At 69.2% G+C, this 15,387-nt stretch carries 17 protein-coding genes and 1 pseudogene; 11 read left to right on the forward strand and 7 right to left on the reverse strand.

From position 1 onward, the window contains the following. The first annotated feature begins 120 nt into the window (after positions 1-120). Positions 121-1,101, forward strand: coding sequence for an esterase-like activity of phytase family protein (locus tag AADI75_RS11870; protein WP_341209232.1), 981 nt, complete (start codon positions 121-123; stop codon positions 1,099-1,101). Between the two features lie 72 nt (positions 1,102-1,173). Here the strand turns inward: AADI75_RS11870 and rpmB are convergent, their stop codons facing one another. Beyond that, complete coding sequence (gene rpmB, locus AADI75_RS11875) at positions 1,174-1,470, reverse strand: 50S ribosomal protein L28 (protein ID WP_028966567.1); 297 nt, start codon at positions 1,468-1,470, stop codon at positions 1,174-1,176. Between the two features lie 142 nt (positions 1,471-1,612). On the opposite strand from rpmB, the gene AADI75_RS11880 reads away from it, so the two are divergent. After that, positions 1,613-1,840, forward strand: coding sequence for a hypothetical protein (locus AADI75_RS11880; protein WP_028966566.1), 228 nt, complete (start codon positions 1,613-1,615; stop codon positions 1,838-1,840). A 122-nt stretch (positions 1,841-1,962) separates the two neighbouring features. Next, positions 1,963-2,412 carry a nucleoside deaminase gene (locus AADI75_RS11885; RefSeq protein ID WP_341209233.1) on the forward strand — a complete coding sequence of 150 codons (450 nt, stop codon included), beginning with the start codon at positions 1,963-1,965 and terminating at the stop codon, positions 2,410-2,412. Here the strand turns inward: AADI75_RS11885 and AADI75_RS11890 are convergent, their stop codons facing one another. Then, complete coding sequence (locus tag AADI75_RS11890) at positions 2,413-3,096, reverse strand: OmpA family protein (RefSeq protein ID WP_341209234.1); 684 nt, start codon at positions 3,094-3,096, stop codon at positions 2,413-2,415. It abuts the gene before it with no gap. 145 nt (positions 3,097-3,241) lie between these two features. Between AADI75_RS11890 and AADI75_RS11895 the strand changes: the two genes are divergently transcribed. Then, positions 3,242-4,537 (forward strand): hemolysin family protein, encoded by a 1,296-nt coding sequence (locus tag AADI75_RS11895; RefSeq protein WP_341209235.1) that lies wholly within the window; start codon positions 3,242-3,244, stop codon positions 4,535-4,537. 266 nt (positions 4,538-4,803) lie between these two features. Here AADI75_RS11895 and AADI75_RS11900 read toward each other — a convergent pair whose 3' ends face one another. Genes AADI75_RS11900 through purD form a run of 3 tightly spaced genes read right to left on the reverse strand, consistent with a single transcriptional unit; the run spans position 4,804 to position 7,221 of the window. Continuing rightward, on the reverse strand, positions 4,804-5,268 hold the full coding sequence (locus AADI75_RS11900; RefSeq protein WP_341209236.1) for a GreA/GreB family elongation factor: 465 nt from the start codon (positions 5,266-5,268) through the stop codon (positions 4,804-4,806). Beyond that, the gene (locus AADI75_RS11905) at positions 5,265-5,930 is read right to left on the reverse strand and encodes a hypothetical protein (protein WP_341209237.1); all 666 of its coding nucleotides are present in this window, start codon (positions 5,928-5,930) and stop codon (positions 5,265-5,267) included. Before AADI75_RS11905 ends, AADI75_RS11900 begins: the two co-directional genes overlap by 4 nt. Positions 5,931-5,961: 31 nt before the next feature. Next, positions 5,962-7,221, reverse strand: a complete 1,260-nt coding sequence (gene purD / locus AADI75_RS11910) for a phosphoribosylamine--glycine ligase (protein WP_341209238.1) — start codon at positions 7,219-7,221, stop codon at positions 5,962-5,964. On the opposite strand from purD, the gene xseA reads away from it, so the two are divergent. From xseA to AADI75_RS11925, 3 genes are read left to right on the forward strand one after another with little or no spacing between them, the layout of a single operon-like run. Beyond that, entirely contained in the window at positions 7,220-8,635 is a 1,416-nt protein-coding gene (xseA, locus tag AADI75_RS11915) for an exodeoxyribonuclease VII large subunit (protein WP_341209239.1), read from the forward strand. The two genes, purD and xseA, sit on opposite strands and share 2 nt — an antisense overlap. Before the next feature lie 12 nt (positions 8,636-8,647). Further along, the gene (locus tag AADI75_RS11920) at positions 8,648-8,848 is read left to right on the forward strand and encodes a DUF2093 domain-containing protein (protein ID WP_341209240.1); all 201 of its coding nucleotides are present in this window, start codon (positions 8,648-8,650) and stop codon (positions 8,846-8,848) included. Further along, complete coding sequence (locus AADI75_RS11925; protein ID WP_341209241.1) at positions 8,845-9,675, forward strand: M23 family metallopeptidase; 831 nt, start codon at positions 8,845-8,847, stop codon at positions 9,673-9,675. The genes AADI75_RS11920 and AADI75_RS11925 overlap by 4 nt, the downstream gene beginning before the upstream one ends. 80 nt (positions 9,676-9,755) lie before the next feature. Here AADI75_RS11925 and AADI75_RS11930 read toward each other — a convergent pair whose 3' ends face one another. Then, positions 9,756-10,637, reverse strand: a complete 882-nt coding sequence (locus AADI75_RS11930) for a YegS/Rv2252/BmrU family lipid kinase (protein WP_341209242.1) — start codon at positions 10,635-10,637, stop codon at positions 9,756-9,758. Between the two features lie 78 nt (positions 10,638-10,715). Between AADI75_RS11930 and hemB the strand changes: the two genes are divergently transcribed. The 4 genes from hemB (at position 10,716) to AADI75_RS11950 (ending at position 15,204) form a co-directional block, all read left to right on the forward strand. Further along, complete coding sequence (gene hemB, locus AADI75_RS11935) at positions 10,716-11,708, forward strand: porphobilinogen synthase (protein ID WP_341209243.1); 993 nt, start codon at positions 10,716-10,718, stop codon at positions 11,706-11,708. Beyond that, complete coding sequence (locus AADI75_RS11940; RefSeq protein WP_341209244.1) at positions 11,705-12,226, forward strand: GNAT family N-acetyltransferase; 522 nt, start codon at positions 11,705-11,707, stop codon at positions 12,224-12,226. Before hemB ends, AADI75_RS11940 begins: the two co-directional genes overlap by 4 nt. A gap of 256 nt (positions 12,227-12,482) precedes the next feature. Continuing rightward, on the forward strand, positions 12,483-13,019 hold the full coding sequence (locus AADI75_RS11945) for a GNAT family N-acetyltransferase (protein WP_341209245.1): 537 nt from the start codon (positions 12,483-12,485) through the stop codon (positions 13,017-13,019). After that, the gene (locus AADI75_RS11950) at positions 13,012-15,204 is read left to right on the forward strand and encodes a fused MFS/spermidine synthase (protein ID WP_341209246.1); all 2,193 of its coding nucleotides are present in this window, start codon (positions 13,012-13,014) and stop codon (positions 15,202-15,204) included. The genes AADI75_RS11945 and AADI75_RS11950 overlap by 8 nt, the downstream gene beginning before the upstream one ends. Here the strand turns inward: AADI75_RS11950 and AADI75_RS11955 are convergent. Continuing rightward, a pseudogene (locus tag AADI75_RS11955) lies at positions 15,201-15,387 on the reverse strand (hypothetical protein); the annotation flags it as partial. The gene AADI75_RS11950 and the pseudogene AADI75_RS11955 sit on opposite strands and share 4 nt — an antisense overlap.

Below are 15,387 nucleotides of genomic sequence, written 5' to 3' on the forward strand. Positions count from 1 at the left end.
CCCGTTTGCTGTTCCGGTCGGCGGGCTTTCCCGTCGATGAAACAGCTTTTGCCCGATTCGCTTTGAGCCGACGCTGAATGCGTCCGTTATCGGGCGTTCATCCTTTGCGGTGGCGGAGTGGTGCGTTACCGGCGGCGGGTGCGATGGCCGATCACCCTTGCGATGGTGCTGCTGCTGGTCCCGCCGTGGACCGGCGACGGCCGTCGTCCGCTGTTCGACCCCGGGCTGCGCGTCACCGCCACGCCGTTCGTGCCGCGCGGCGGCTGGCCACGGCGCATCGGCGCGCTCGAACCGGTCGCTGCGGTATCGCTGACCGCGAACCAGCGTGCGTTCGGCGGCCTGTCGGCGCTGGCGTTGCACGATGGACAGGCGATCCTGCTCGGCGACGGCGGCTTGGTGGTGAGGCTGCGGATCGCGAACCACAAACTATGGACGCTCGGCACCGCCGAGCTGGCGGACGGGCCGGAAACCGCCTGGCAGAAAGCGTCGCGCGATACCGAGTCGCTCGCGATCGATCCGCACACCGGGCAGGCGTGGATCGGCTACGAACGGATCAACATGATCTGGCGCTATCCTCGCGACTTCGATCATGCCGATGCCGCCAGTCCGCCGCTGGCGATGCGCGACTGGGGCGTGAACAGCAGCATCGAATCGCTGGCGCGGCTGAACGACGGCCGCTTCCTCGCCTTTCGTGAGGGCGGCCTGCGGCAGAATGGCGCGCGTGCCGCGTTGCTCTTCTATGGCGATCCGGCGCTCTACGACACGCCCAACGCCGCGCTCCGCTACCTGCCGCCGCCGCATCATTCGCCTAGCGACGCGGCGGTGCTGCCGAACGGCGACGTGCTGGTGCTCAACCGGCGTGTCCATTTGCCGATGCGCTTCGAGATGACGCTGGTCCGCATCGCCGCGCGCAGCATCAGGCCGGGGGCGTTGCTGCGCGGTCGGGTGGTCGCGCGATTCGGCGACACGCTCGGGCGTGAGAATGCGGAGGGGCTGGCCGTGTCGCAGGAGCGCGGCCAGACGATGATCTGGCTCGTCACCGACAATGACGGCGCCTTCTGGCGGCGGACGATCCTCGCCAAGTTCCGCTGGCGCGATTGATGGCCCAACGCAATGCGGCCCGCCGTCCACCAGGGAGGGCGGGCCGCAGTGATGCGGGCAGGGCCGTCGGCGTCAGGCCGCGACGGCGGCCGAACGCTTCTTCACGACGTCGCGCTTCAGGCGGCGCGCCTTCAGCGACAGCTTGTCGTCCGAGGTCTTCACCAGCCAGTTGTCCAGCCCGCCGTTGTGCTCGACCGAGCGCAGGCCGTGGGTGGAGACGCGCAGGCGGATCGACCGCTCCAGCGAATCGGACAGCAGGGTAACGTTCTGCAGGTTCGGCAGGAACGTACGCTTGGTCTTGTTATTGGCGTGGGAAACGTTGTTGCCCACCTGCCGGCCCTTGCCGGTCAGCTCGCAAATGCGCGACATGTGAATAATCCTGATTTCGGTTGCCCGGAAAGTGCGCGCCAGTAACCCACGCCTGACGATCGGTCAAGTCGCCGGTGCTGCAACCAGCCCGGCGCGACGGCGTTGTTGCGGCAGCGAATCAACAGGGATCGGGAGAAAAAGGATGCGTGGGCTGCTGGTGCTGATCGGGATCGTCGCACTCGTCTTTTTGGCGGCGCTGCTGCTGGGCTTCGTCAAGTTCGACCAGACCCAGACCGCGCAACTGCCGCGACTCGAGGGCGGGCAGGCGCCAAAGTTCGACGCCGACGTTGCCAAGGTGCGGGTCGGCACCGAGAACAAGACCGTCGAGGTCCCAAAGGTTGAGGTCCAGAAGCCCGGCGAACAGCGCTGAGGTCAGCCATCGCCCCGGTCTTGAGCCGGGGTCCCGCTTCTTCGTAACGGCGGGGATAAGCGGGGAAACGGTGAGGTAATCGATGCCTTCACCACTCCGGCATGGTGGCGTAGGCAGCGTCGATGTTCCCGCTGCCCAACCCGATGCGCGTCGCACTCGACGCCGCCCGTGACGCGGCCGCTGCGGGCGAAGTCCCGGTCGGCGCCGTGGTGGTGCACGCTGGCCGGATCGTTGCCGTCGCCGCCAACGCCCCGCGCCAGCTATGCGACCCGACCGCTCACGCCGAGATGCTGGCGATCCGCACCGCCGCGCAGACGCTCGGCCGCGATCGGCTCGAAGACTGCGATTTGTGGGTCACGCTCGAACCCTGCGCGATGTGCGCCGGCGCGATCGCGCATGCCCGCATCGCCCGCCTCTATTATGCCGCCGACGATACGAAAGGCGGCGCGGTCGAGCACGGACCGCGCTTCTTCACCCAGCCGACCTGCCACCACCGCCCCGAGCTGTTCGCCGGCATCGGGGCGGGGGAGGCGGCGGCGCTGCTGCGCGACTTCTTCGCCGCGCGGCGCTGATCAGCGCGGTGGCAGGTCGTTCTGCGAGATCGGGACGATCTTGATCTCGACACGACGATTCTCGGCGCGCCCGGCCTCGGTCTCGTTCGAGGCGATCGGCTGCGTCTCGCCGAACCCGCGCGTCGCGATCCGCGCATCCTGCACGCCGTGGCTCGACAAATAATCCGCCACCGACCGCGCGCGCCGCTCCGACAGGTCCTGGTTGTACGAATCGCTGCCGGTCGAATCGGTGTGGCCGTACACATCGACATAGGTTTCTTTGTAGTCGGCGAGCACGCCGGCGACCTTGTCGAGCGTCGCGCGGAACTGCGGCTGCACGTTCGCCGAATTGTACGCGAAATTGATCCCCGACGGGATATTGAGCAGCAGATCGTCGCCCTGTCGCGTCACCTCGACGTCCGTACCGCGCGTGCGCTCCCGTAATTCGCGCTCTTGTTTGTCCATATAGGCGCCGATCCCGGCACCGGCGATGCCGCCGAGCCCCGCGCCGACGATCTTCTCGGTCCGGTCGCGCCGCCCGCCGACCAGATCGCCGAGCAGATAGCCGCCCAGCGCGCCACCGATCCCGCCGATCGCGGTCTTGGAGATGCGCCGCTCGCCGGTGTCCGGGTCGGTCGTGCACGCCGATACGGCCACCAGCGATACGCACGCCAACGCGGCAGCCAGCTTCGACGACAGCTTCATCTTCTTCCCTTTCGACAACTGATGTCGGTCAACCCGACGTCCGGACACTATGTTCCGCCTGCGCACTGAATGACCGCTGAAGCACGCCCGGCAACAATTTGGCGATTGTCGCGCGCGCGCTTTGCGGCCAAGAGGGGCGCACACCATGCTACCGCCGTTCCCCTGGGTCGACGTCATCATCATCCTCGCGCTCGTTGCGCTCAATGGCGTGTTCGCCATGAGCGAACTGGCGATCGTGTCGGCGCGCAAGGCGCGGCTGGAGGCGATGGCGCGCAGCGGCCGCAAGGGCGCGGCCACCGCGATCGAGCTGGCCGCCGATCCCGGCAAGTTCCTGTCGACCGTCCAGATCGGCATCACGCTGATCGGGATCGGCACCGGCGCCTATTCGGGCGCGAGTCTCGGCACGCCGGTTGCGGCGCGGTTCGAGATGCTGGGGCTGGCGCCGGAAACCGCCGCCACCGTCGGTTTCGCGCTGGTGATCGCGCTCACCACCTATGCCTCGCTGATCGTCGGCGAACTGGTCCCCAAGCAATTTGCGCTGCGCAAGCCCGAGGCGGTCGCCGCGCTTGTCGCGCTGCCGATGTGGTGGCTCGCCAAATTCACCAAGCCGGTCGTCTGGGTGCTCGATGCGAGCAGCGCCTTGCTGTTCCGCATCCTCGGCCTCAACCGCGAGAATGAGGAGCAGGTCACCGCCGAGGAACTGCACCTGATCGTCGCCGAGGCGAGCAAGTCCGGCGTGATCGAGGAGCATGAACGCTCGATCATCTCGGGCGTGGTGCGGCTCGCCGATCGCCCGGTGCGCGAGGTGATGACGCCGCGGACCGAGGTCGACTGGCTCGACATCGCGCTCGACGATGCCGCGATCCGCGCGAAGCTGCGCGAGACGCCGCACAGCCGCCTGCCGGTCGCGCGCGGGTCGATCGATGCGGTGGTCGGCGTCGTGCAGGCGCGCGATGTCGCGGCGGCGCTGTTCCGTGACGAGACGCTCGACCTGGAAAAGCTGGTGCGCAAGGCGCCGGTGGTGATCGACCAGATCGATGCGATGGACGCGCTCGACGCGCTGCGCCGCGCCGAGGTGCCGATGGCGCTGATCCACGACGAATATGGCCATTTCGAGGGAATCGTGACCCCGGCCAATCTGCTCGCGGCGATCGCGGGCGAGTTCCTGTCGGACATCGATCCGGAGGAAAGCCCGAACGTCGTAGTCCGCGACGACGGCTCGCTGCTGGTCGCGGGGACGATGGCCGCCGATGCGCTGGCCGAGCGGCTGGGCATCGACCTGCCCGAGGACCGCGACTATGCCACCGTCGCCGGGCTCGCGCTGGCGGCGTTCCGCAAGCTGCCCGGCGAGGGCGAGAGCTTCGAGGAACAGGGCTGGCGGTTCGAGGTCGTCGATCTCGACGGTCGCCGGATCGACAAATTGCTGGTCAGCGAGGCGTAGCGGCAAGCCTCCAACCTCGCCGTCGCCCCTGACATGATCCGGTGCGCGGCTGCTCGATCCCGAGGGGCCAGACGACCACACCGTTCGTCGTTGCGAGCGCAGCGAAGCAATCCAGGGCGTCCTGGTCGGGCACTGGATTGCTTCGCTGCGCTCGCAATGAAGGGTCGAGTCTACGTCATCACCTACCCAGCGGATCGCGAGGCGACAAAGCGAGCCCCTCGGATCAAGTCCGGGATAACGGGCAGGGGACTTGGAAACAGCCGCCGCTACCCCGCCGCCCCGACCTCCAGCACCTCGATCGCATCCTCACGCCCGTTGAACGCCACAAACTCGCCCGCCTCCGCGCCCATCAACGCGCGCGCCAGCGGTGCGGAGAAGGACAGCAACCCCGCCGGCGGGTCCGCCTCGTCGTCGCCGACCAGCGTCACCTCCCGCTCCTTGCCCGCTAGCGCAAACCGCACCCGGCTCCCGAAGCCGACCACCCCGTCGCCACGTGGCGCGGTGTCGATCGCGGTGGCGCGCCGCGTCTTCCAATAACGCAGGTCGCGTGCGATCGGCTTGGCCGCCTCTGCATCGGGCGTCGCCGCCAGCGCCGCCTCCAGCGCCACAACCTGCGCTTCGATCAGCGCACGGCCGCGCGGCGTCACCAGATTGGGGCCAGGCGGGATCGGCAGCTCGAACTTCGGTTCGAGATGTTCGTCATCGCTCTCGCGACGAAAGGCGACGCTCATCCCAGCTTGCCGAACTGCGCTTCGTAACCGGCGCGATCGCCCTGCGCGAGCAGCCGCGCCTGTTCGCGCCAGCGGTCGCGCTCCATTCGCCCCTGAAAGACGCCGAGCTGCGCATCGAGCTGTTCGGCCTCGGCATCGTCGAGCCACGCCAGTTGGTCGAGCCGCGTGATCCCCAGTTCGGACAGCCGCGTCGCGATCTTCGGGCCGAGCCCCTTGAGGATCGTCACCGACTGCGCACCGCCCTCCTCGGCGGAAGCCGCCGGCGCGTCGGCGGCGACGCTGGCCGGTGTCGCATCGAGCGGTGCCGCCGCGGCGATTGGCTCATCCGGAAACGCCACGCGATGATCGTGCGCAACGCGCTCGACCGGGGCGGGTGCGGGAGCGATCGGGGCCGGGGCGGGGGGCGTCGGCGTCGGTGCCGCCGCCGCGACGACCGGCGAGCCACCCTCGGCGGTGTTCGTCGCCTCGACGCCGTCCGCCTTCAGTTCGTCGATCCGGCGCTGTTCTTCCGCCTCGGCGGCGCGGCGCTGGCGCTTGAGCCGCGCGCCCCACACCATCGCGATGATCGTGAGCACGGCGAGCACCGCGACCAGCGCGAGCGCGATCGTGACGAGCACGCCGTTCTGGGAAATGGGGTCGAGATCGAAGCTGCCTGAGTTCATGAGCCGGTCCTGCGCCGAAAGTGCTGCCCGCTCAACCGTCGATCACCGCCTTGGCTCCGATGTCGCGGCGGAAGAAGCCGGTCGGGAAGTCGACTTTCTCCACCGCGGCATAGGCAGCGCGTTGTGCGGCGGGCACATCGGTGCCGGTGGCGGTGACCGTGAGCACGCGCCCGCCCGACGACACCAATTGCCCATCCTTCAATGCCGTACCCGCCTGAAACACCACTGCGCCCTCGGCCTGCGCGGCGTCGATCCCGGCGATCGTACCGCCGGTGCGCGGCGTGCCGGGGTAATTCTCCGCCGCCATCACCACGGTCAGCGCGACCTTGTCGGAGAAGACCGGCGCGGGCATGTCGGCCAGCCGCCCCTCGGCGACTGCGAGCAGCAGCGCGGCGAGATCGCCGTCGTAGCGCATCATCAGCACTTGGCATTCGGGATCGCCGAAGCGGACGTTATATTCGATCAGCTTGGGGCCGTCGGTGGTCAGCATCAGCCCGGCATACAGCACCCCGACATAGGGCGTGCCCGCGGCGGCGAGGCAATCGATCGTCGGGCGGACGATCTCGCCAAGCGCGCGTTCCTCCAGCGCCGGCGTCAGCACCGCCGCCGGGCTGTACGCGCCCATGCCGCCGGTGTTGGGGCCGGTGTCGCCGTCGCCGACGCGCTTGTGGTCCTGCGCGGAGCCGAAGGCGGCGGTGGTGGTCCCGTCCGACAGCACGAACAGGCTCGCTTCCGGGCCTTCGAGCATCTCCTCGATCACTGCCTCGACCGGGCCGTGCGCATAGAGGTCGGCAATCGCGGTTTCCGCTTCGGCGCGCGAGGTGGCGACCACCACGCCCTTGCCCGCGGCAAGCCCGTCGGCCTTGATGACGCATGCCTCGCCGAAATCGTCGAGACAGGCGAGCGCGCCGTCCTTCGAAGTGACGCGGAAATAGCGCGCGGTGGGGATGCCCATTCGCGCGCACAGATCCTTGGTGAAGCCCTTCGACCCTTCCAGACGCGCCGCCTCGCGCCCGGGGCCGAAGACGGGCACGCCGATCGAGCGGATATTGTCGGCAAGGCCGTCGACCAGCGGTGCTTCCGGCCCGATCACGACCAGCCCAACCCGATGACGGCGCACGAAATCCACCACCGCGCGGTGATCCGTCACGTCCAGCTCGGCGATCGTCGCATGTTCGGCGATGCCAGGGTTGCCCGGCGCGGCGAAGAGCGTATCGAGCGTCGAAGACTGCGCCAGTTTCCAGGCGAGCGCATGTTCGCGTCCCCCCGAACCCACCAGCAGGATGTTCATGGCCGACCCCCTCTACGATACTCAGGCGGGGCGGCTGGTAGCCGAGCCGACGCCCGGCGACAATGCGATGGCGCTCAGCGTCGGCGAACTGTCGGGCCGGTTGAAGCGGATGGTCGAGGGCGAGTTCGGCCATGTCCGGCTGCGCGGCGAGATTTCGGGTTATAAGCGCGCGACGTCGGGGCACCTCTATCTGTGCCTCAAGGACGAGAGCGCGGTCATCGACGGCGTGATGTGGAAGGGCAGCGCGGGCGGGCTGGCGTTCCGGCCCGAGGACGGCATTGAGGTGATCGCGACCGGGCGGCTGACCACCTATCCCGGCCGCTCCAAATATCAGATCGTCATCGAGCGGATGGAGCTGGCCGGTGCGGGCGCGCTGATGGCGTTGCTCGAAAAGCTCAAGGCCAAATTGGCGGGCGAGGGGCTGTTCGACCCCGCGCGCAAGCAGCCGCTGCCGTTCCTGCCGCGCGTGATCGGGGTCGTCACCTCGCCGACCGGCGCGGTGATCCGCGACATCCTCCACCGGCTCGAGGATCGCTGCCCGACGCATGTGATCGTCTGGCCGGTCAAGGTGCAGGGCGCAGGCGCGGCGGAAGAAGTCGCGGCGGCGGTGCGCGGGTTCGATGCGCTGCCCGCGGGTGGACCGGTCCCGCGCCCCGATCTGGTGATCGTCGCGCGTGGCGGCGGGTCGATCGAGGATCTGTGGGCATTCAACGAGGAAGTGGTGGTGCGCGCGGTCTCGCATTGCGCGATCCCGATCATCTCGGCGGTCGGGCACGAGACCGACACCACCTTGTGCGACCATGCCGCCGACTTGCGCGCGCCGACCCCGACCGCGGCGGCGGAGCTTGCAGTCCCGGTGCTCGCTGAGCTGCGGCTGACGCTCGACGCGATGGCGAACCGCACGCAGCGCTGCGCGCGCCGCTATGTCGAGCGCGGGCGCGAGCGGCTCGACGCGCTGGTCCGCGTCATGCCGACGCGCGACCGGCTGCTCGGCCCGCAGCGGCAGCGGCTCGACGATCTCGGGATGCGCGGCGACCGCGCGCTGGAGCGGCGCGTCGCGCGCGCGCGCGGCGAGCTGACCCATGCCGCGGGCGCGATCCGCCCCGCCACGCTGGAGCGGCGGCTGGAAGCGGCACGGCGGCGGCTCGCAGACGTCGGGCGGCTGGTCGAAAGCCTCAACCCGGACAATATCCTCAACCGCGGCTATGCGCGCGTCGAGGCGGCAGCCGGCGGCACCGTCACCACCGCCGATGCGGCGCGGGCGGCGGGGGCGCTCAACCTGCGCTTCCGCGACGGGGCGGTGGCGGTGCAGGTCGACGGGAGCGCCCGCCCCGAGGCAAAGCCAGAGGCAAAGGTTGAGCGCACGCCGCGCCGCGCCTATCCTGACAAGCCCGAGCAGCCCCGCCTGATCTGAGAGCCCGTTCCAATGCTGATGTCCCACACCGACCGCCCCGCCAAATTGCACTATATGGCCAACGGCTTCCGCATCCTGGCGCCGGGCGATCACGTGCTGTGCGCGGTCAGCGGCGCGCGGATCGCGCTGGAGGATCTCCGCTATTGGGACGTCGCGACGCAGCGGCCGTTCGCCAGCGGCGCGATCGCGATGGAGGAGCTGGCGCCACGGTGACGCGCCGGCTCGCGGTACTGGCGCCGCTGCTCGCCATCGCGGCCGCCGCGCCGCCACAGACGATCTCGCCGGCCCGCTTTGGATTGAGCGACGGACTGCGGCAGGGCGCGCTGGTGCTCGGCACTGCCCCGCCGGGCACGATGCGGCTGACGCTCGATGGCGCGCCGGTCGCCGTCGCACCCGACGGCCGCTTCGTCATCGCCTTCGACCGCGATGCCAAACCGCAGGCGCTGCTCGCCGCGACGCTGGCCGACGGCACGATCCAGACCGCGACGCTCTCGATCGCCCCCGGCGACTGGCGGATCGAGCGTTTGCCGACGCTGCGCAAGATCCCGGTGCCCGACGCCGAGTTCGCGGCCAAACGTGCGGGCGAACTGGCGCAGATCGTCGCCGCGCGCGCCACCGGCAGCGACGCGGACGGCTGGCGGCAACGCTTCGTCTGGCCGGCGCGCGGGCGCATCTCCGGGCTGTTCGGCGCGCAGCGCATCTATGCCGGTGAGCCGGGCAGCTATCACGGCGGCGTCGACGTCGCGAAGCCCGAGGGAGCGGACGTGGTCGCGCCCGCCGCCGGCGTGGTGACGCTCGCCGCCGACCTGCCGTTCACGCTGGAGGGGCGGTTGCTCATCCTCGACCACGGGCATGGCGTCACCAGCGCGTTCCTGCACCTGTCGCGAATCGACGTGGCGGTCGGTCAGCAGGTGCGGCAGGGGCAGAAGCTCGGGCTGGTCGGCCGCACCGGCCGCGCGACCGGCCCGCACCTGCACTGGGCGATGACGTGGAACGGGGCGCGGATCGACCCGCTGCTCGTCGCGGGGCCGATGCCGTAACCGTCATTGCGAGCGTAGCGAAGCAATCCAGGGCGTCCTGGTCCGGCTCTGGATTGCTTCGCTACGCTCGCAATGACGAACTAAGGCTTCGGCACCATCACCTCGATCACCCCCGCCGCGACATGCGCGGTGACCGGCGTATGCGCCAGCACCTCGCCGTCGATCGAGATCGGCAGCGGCGGATCGGTCCGCACCGTGATCGACGTGCCCGAGAAGCTGACCGTATCGTGATGGCGCTCGCTGCGGCCGAGGAAGCTGTACGCCCAGTTGCGCACCAGCCGGCGTTTGTAATGCCCCTTCACCGCCTGCACGACGATCTTGCCCGAGGCGACCCCGGCCTCGTCGACCAGCCACGTGCCGCCATGATACGGCCCGTTCGAGATCCGCACCTCGACCACGCGAAGCGTCTTCTCGCCCGATCCGTCGTCGACATAGAGCGTGAACGGCTTGAACCGCGTCAACTGAAACCCGGCCCAGCCAAGATAGCCGACCCGCCCCAACACCTTCTTCAGATTGTGCGGCACCGTCTCGGCGATCTGCGGGCTCAGCCCCATCGCCGCGCAATTGGCGAAATAATCGTCGTCGATCATGCCCAGGTCGATCCGCCTCGCCACCCCGTCGCGCAGCACGTCGATCGCGCCGTCGATATCGAGCGGCAGCCCCAGCGAGCGCGCGAAGCTGTTGGCGGTGCCCAGCGGCAACACGCCAAGGATCACGTCATGCCCGACCAGCAGGTCGACCAGCCCGCTGATCGTCCCGTCGCCGCCACCCAGGATCACCAGGTCGGGCTTCTTTTCCAACGCCTTGCGGACCGTCCGGTCGAGATGCTTGGGGTCCTTCACCGCATAGGGGGTCACACCGAACGGCAGGTCGCGCAGCCGCCGGCACGCACGCTTGAACAGCTTGCGGCCACGACGCGATTTGGCGTTGACGATCAAAGCGGCGGAGCGGATCTCTCTCATGCCGCGCCCAACGCACCAGCACGCGTTTGGCCGCCGTAACGCTTGCATGGGAAGTCGGATTGCGGGAAAGCGCAGCCCATGCACGCCGCTTACCCCGCGCTGCGCTTGCGCCGCACCCGTGCCGCCGCCTGGAGCCGCCGGCTCCACGCCGAGAATGTGCTCACCCCGGCCGACCTGATCTGGCCGCTGTTCGTGACCGAGGGGCACGACGTCGAGGAGCCGATCGCCGCCTTGCCAGGCGTGTCGCGCTGGTCGGTCGACCGGATCGTCGCGCGTGCGAAGGAAGCCGCCGCGCTCGGCATCCCGTGCCTTGCGCTCTTCCCCAATACGCAATCCGGCCGGCGCAGCGACGATGGCGCGGAGGCGCTCAATCCCGACAATCTGATGTGCCAGGCGTTGCGCGCGATCAAGGATGCGGTGCCCGATATCGGCCTGCTCACCGACGTTGCGCTCGATCCCTATACGACCCACGGCCACGACGGGCTGGTCGACGCGCGGGGCTATGTCACCAACGACAGTACCGTCGACGCACTGGTGCAACAGGCGCTCAACCAGGCGCGCAACGGCTCGGACGTGATCGCGCCCAGCGACATGATGGATGGCCGCGTCGGGTTGATCCGCACCGCGCTGGAGCGTGAAGGCTTCGTCAACGTCCAGATCATGGCCTATGCCGCCAAATATGCCTCGGCCTTCTACGGCCCGTTCCGCGACGCGGTCGGCAGCCGCGGTCTGCTGAAAGGCGACAAGACCACCTATCAGATGGACCCGGCCAACGCCGAGGAAGCGCTGCGCGAGGTCGGGCTCGATCTCGCCGAGGGCGCCGACAGCGTGATGGTCAAGCCCGGGCTGCCGTATCTCGACATCGTCGCAAAGGTGAAACAGGCGTTCGCGGTGCCGGTGTTCGCCTATCAGGTGTCGGGCGAATATGCGATGATCGAGGCTGCGGTGGCGGCGGGAGCGGCGGATCGCGACGCGATGGTGCTGGAGACATTGCTGGCGTTCAAGCGCGCCGGCTGTTCGGGTGTGCTGACCTATCACGCGCCGCTGGCGGCGCGGCTGCTCGGCGCATGATCGAGACGCCGCGCCTGATCCTGCGGATGCCGACCGCCGCGGATCACGCGGCGCTGTTCGCGATGTGGGGCGATCCGCTCGTCACCGCCGACCTCGGTGGCCCGAAGGATCATGCGGCGTGTCTGGCGGTGCTGGAGCGCCATGCCGGCTATGCCCCGCTCGGCTTCCGCGTGGTCGAGCGTCGCGAGGACGGGCAGGTGATCGGGCATGTCGGTCTGAAGCCGGGTGCGCCCGACACCCCGATCGAGGGCTTGCTGGAGATCGGCTGGATGATCGGCCGGGACTGGTGGGGCGCGGGCTACGCACCCGAGGCGGCAGCGGGCTGGCGCGACTGGGCATGGGCGAACCGCGCGGAACCGGCGGTGTATGCGATCACCGGACGGCGCAACGTCGCCAGCCAGCGCGTCATGGAACGCCTCGGAATGCGGCATGTGCCCGAGCTGGACTTCATGCACCCGAAATACCCCGACGATCCGGCGCTCGCCGACAGCGTGACATATCGCGTCGATCGTCCGTAATCGAAACGATCAAGCCCCTCCCCTTCAGGGGAGGGGTTGGGGTGGGGCTGTCGCCAAAGACTGCACTTGAAAAAGTCCCCAGTCCAACCCCTCTCCTGAAGGCGAAGGAAAAATCCGATCAGCGTCATCTCGCTCAAGCAAGCGCAGCAACGCCACTGGCTCAGCATTGATGAAGCATTTTTGGAGAGCAGATGCCGGTGATGGAATATCTTCAGTCGAAGCGCGCCGGCACCGTGATCCACCGGATCGTCCGTCCGTGATCGAAACCGAACGCCTGATCCTCCGCGCGTGGCGCGAAGACGATGTCGCGCGGTTCCACGCGATGGGACAGGACGCCGAGGTGATGCGCTATCTCGGCCCGCCGACCACCGACGCCGGCGCGCGTGCCATGATGCGCGAGGCGAACGAGACCGCGCACAGCTTCGGACGCTGCTTCTGGGCGGTGGAGCGACGGACGGACCGCGCCTTTATCGGCTTCTGCGGCGTCGAACCGGGGCCAACAGGCAGCCCGATCGCGGGAGCGCCCGAGATCGGCTGGCGACTCGCACGCGCGGCATGGGGGCAGGGGTTGGCGAGCGAGGCGGCGCGTGCGGTGCTGGCCGCCGAATGGGCGCGCGGCACCGACGCCGTCTTTGCGGTCACGACCGTCGCCAACCGCCGCAGCCGCGCCGTGATGGAGCGGCTCGGCATGACGCGCGTTGAGGAGGGTGACTTCGACCATCCCGATCTTGCCCCGGACAGTCCCTTGCGCCGCCACATCCTCTACCGCATCGACCGCCCGCTGAATGGCTGACGCCGCCACGGCGCGCGGACGGGGATTGTTCGTCGCGACGATCCTGACCGGATCGTTCCTGCTGTTCCTCGTCCAGCCGATGATCGCGCGGATCGCCTTGCCGCGGCTCGGCGGCGCGCCCGCGGTGTGGAACTCGGCGATGCTCGTCTATCAGGCGCTGCTGCTCGGCGGCTACGGCTATGCGCATCTGCTCGGGCGCGTCGCGCCGCGGCGGCAGGGCATCGTCCATCTGCTGGTGCTGCTCGCCGCCTGCGCGTTCCTGCCGATCGGGCTCAGCGACCGCGTGCTCCCCGCCGGGGCCGAGCCGGCCTTGTGGGTGCCGTATCTGTTCGTCGTCTCGATCGGGCCGCTGTTCTTCGCGGTCTCGGCACAGGCGCCGCTGATGCAGCGCTGGTTCGCCAGCGCCCGGCCCGACACCGACCCCTATGCGCTCTATGCCGCTTCCAATTTCGGCAGCTTCGCCGGGCTGCTCGCCTTTCCGCTGCTGGTCGAGCCTCTGCTTAGCGTCTCGCGCCAGCGCTGGTTGTGGAGCGCGGGCTATCTGCTGCTGATCGTGCTCGTCGCCGCCTGTGCGCGGCTGTTGCCCGCCGGGCGCGAGCCGGCACGTGCGCAGGCGCTGCGACCCGCGCCCGGCCGCCGTCGTGTGATGCACTGGATCGCGCTCGGCTTCGTGCCGTCGGGGATGATGCTGGCGACCAGCACCTTCGTCAGCACCGATCTGGTCGCGATGCCGCTGCTGTGGGTCATCCCGCTGGCGCTCTATCTGCTCAGCTTCTCGATCGCCTTCGCCGCGCGGCGCGGCATTGCCGATCTGTTGACCAGTAGCGCGCCGGTGACGATCGTGCTGTTCGGCGGCGTGTTGATGGGCGGCTTCGCCGAGCGCGCGACGTTCAGCGCGATCACCGCGCTGATCCTGCTGTTCATGATCTCGGTCGCGCTCCATACGCAGCTCTATCGCCTGCGCCCGGAGCCGGCGCGGCTGACCGGCTTCTATCTCGCCATGTCCTTCGGCGGCGCGCTGGGCGGGGTGTTCGCGGGGCTGATCGCGCCGACGCTGTTCGACTGGACGTGGGAATATCCGCTGTTGATCGTCGCCGCCGGCGCACTGGTCCCGCAGACCTATCTGACGCCTGCGCTGCGCGGCTTGTGGCATCGCCGCGGGATGACGGTCGCGGGGGCGACGCTGATCGTCGGCGCGTTGTGTCTCGCACTGCTGGTGCTGTCGCGCGACCCGGCCGGTTTCCGCGAGGTGCGCCATACCGGCGTGATCTTTACGTTCGTGGCCCTTGGCGGCCTCGTGTCGCTGGGCGCGCGCATTCCCTATCTGCTCGTGCTGGCCAGCGGGCTGCTGCTGTTCGGCGGCGTCCGCTCGCTGTCGCTCTCGCTTGAACCCGGCGCGCGCGTGCGCAGCTATTTCGGCGTCTACACCGTCGCCGACGAGCCGCGCCGCCGCACCCTGATCCACGGCACCACGCTCCACGGTGTGCAACTGACCGGGACGGCGGCGCGCGAGCGAACGCCGACGACCTATTACACCCCCGATTCAGGCGTTGGGCGCGTGATGCGCGCCGCGCCGATGCTGTTCGGGCCGGAGGCGCGGATCGGGGTGGTCGGGCTCGGCACCGGCACGCTCGCCTGCTACGCGCAGCCGGGGCAGCGCTGGCGCTTCTACGAGATCGACCCGGCGATGGTGGCACTGACGCGCACCCGACGCTTCACGTTCATTGCCGATTGCGCACCCGATGCGACGATGGTGCTCGGCGACGCGCGATTATCGCTCGAACGCGCGTCCCCGGCGAGCCTGGACGTGCTCGCCCTCGACGCGTTTTCGTCCGATGCGGTCCCCATGCACCTCCTGACCCGCGAAGCGTTCGCCGGATATGCGCGCGTTCTGTCACCGCATGGTGTTCTGGCGGTCCATATCTCGAACCGTTTCGTCAATTTGCGTCCCGTCGTCGCCGCCGCCGCGCGTGCCGGAGGATGGCAGGCGCTGATCCTCGACCATCGCCCGTCACTGCTTCAGGAGGAAGAAACGCCGTCTTCCTGGGTGGTTATGACCCGCGACCCGTGGACGCTCGCCCTGCTGGCCGGCGACGAGGGTGACTGGAAGAAGCTCGTGCGTCGTCCGGGGTTTGCGCCGTGGACCGACGAATACGCCAGTATCCTCCCACTCCTGACCTTCTAGGCGCCCGGCAACGAGCCTGCCAGCGCGTCGATCCGCGCCGTCTGTGCCTTCGCCATGGCGCGGGCTGCGACAAGTGCCTGTTCTAGCGCGGGATACGCCGGCTGAAGCGCCGCCGCGCGCCCTCTGGCCAAGTCGTCGAGCGCCCCCTCCGTATCGCCATAGCTCGACCGGCGCGCATCCAGA

Origin of the sequence: uncultured Sphingomonas sp., assembly GCF_964021865.1 — a bacterium.
In the GTDB taxonomy this organism is placed as follows: Bacteria; Pseudomonadota; Alphaproteobacteria; order Sphingomonadales; family Sphingomonadaceae; genus Sphingomonas.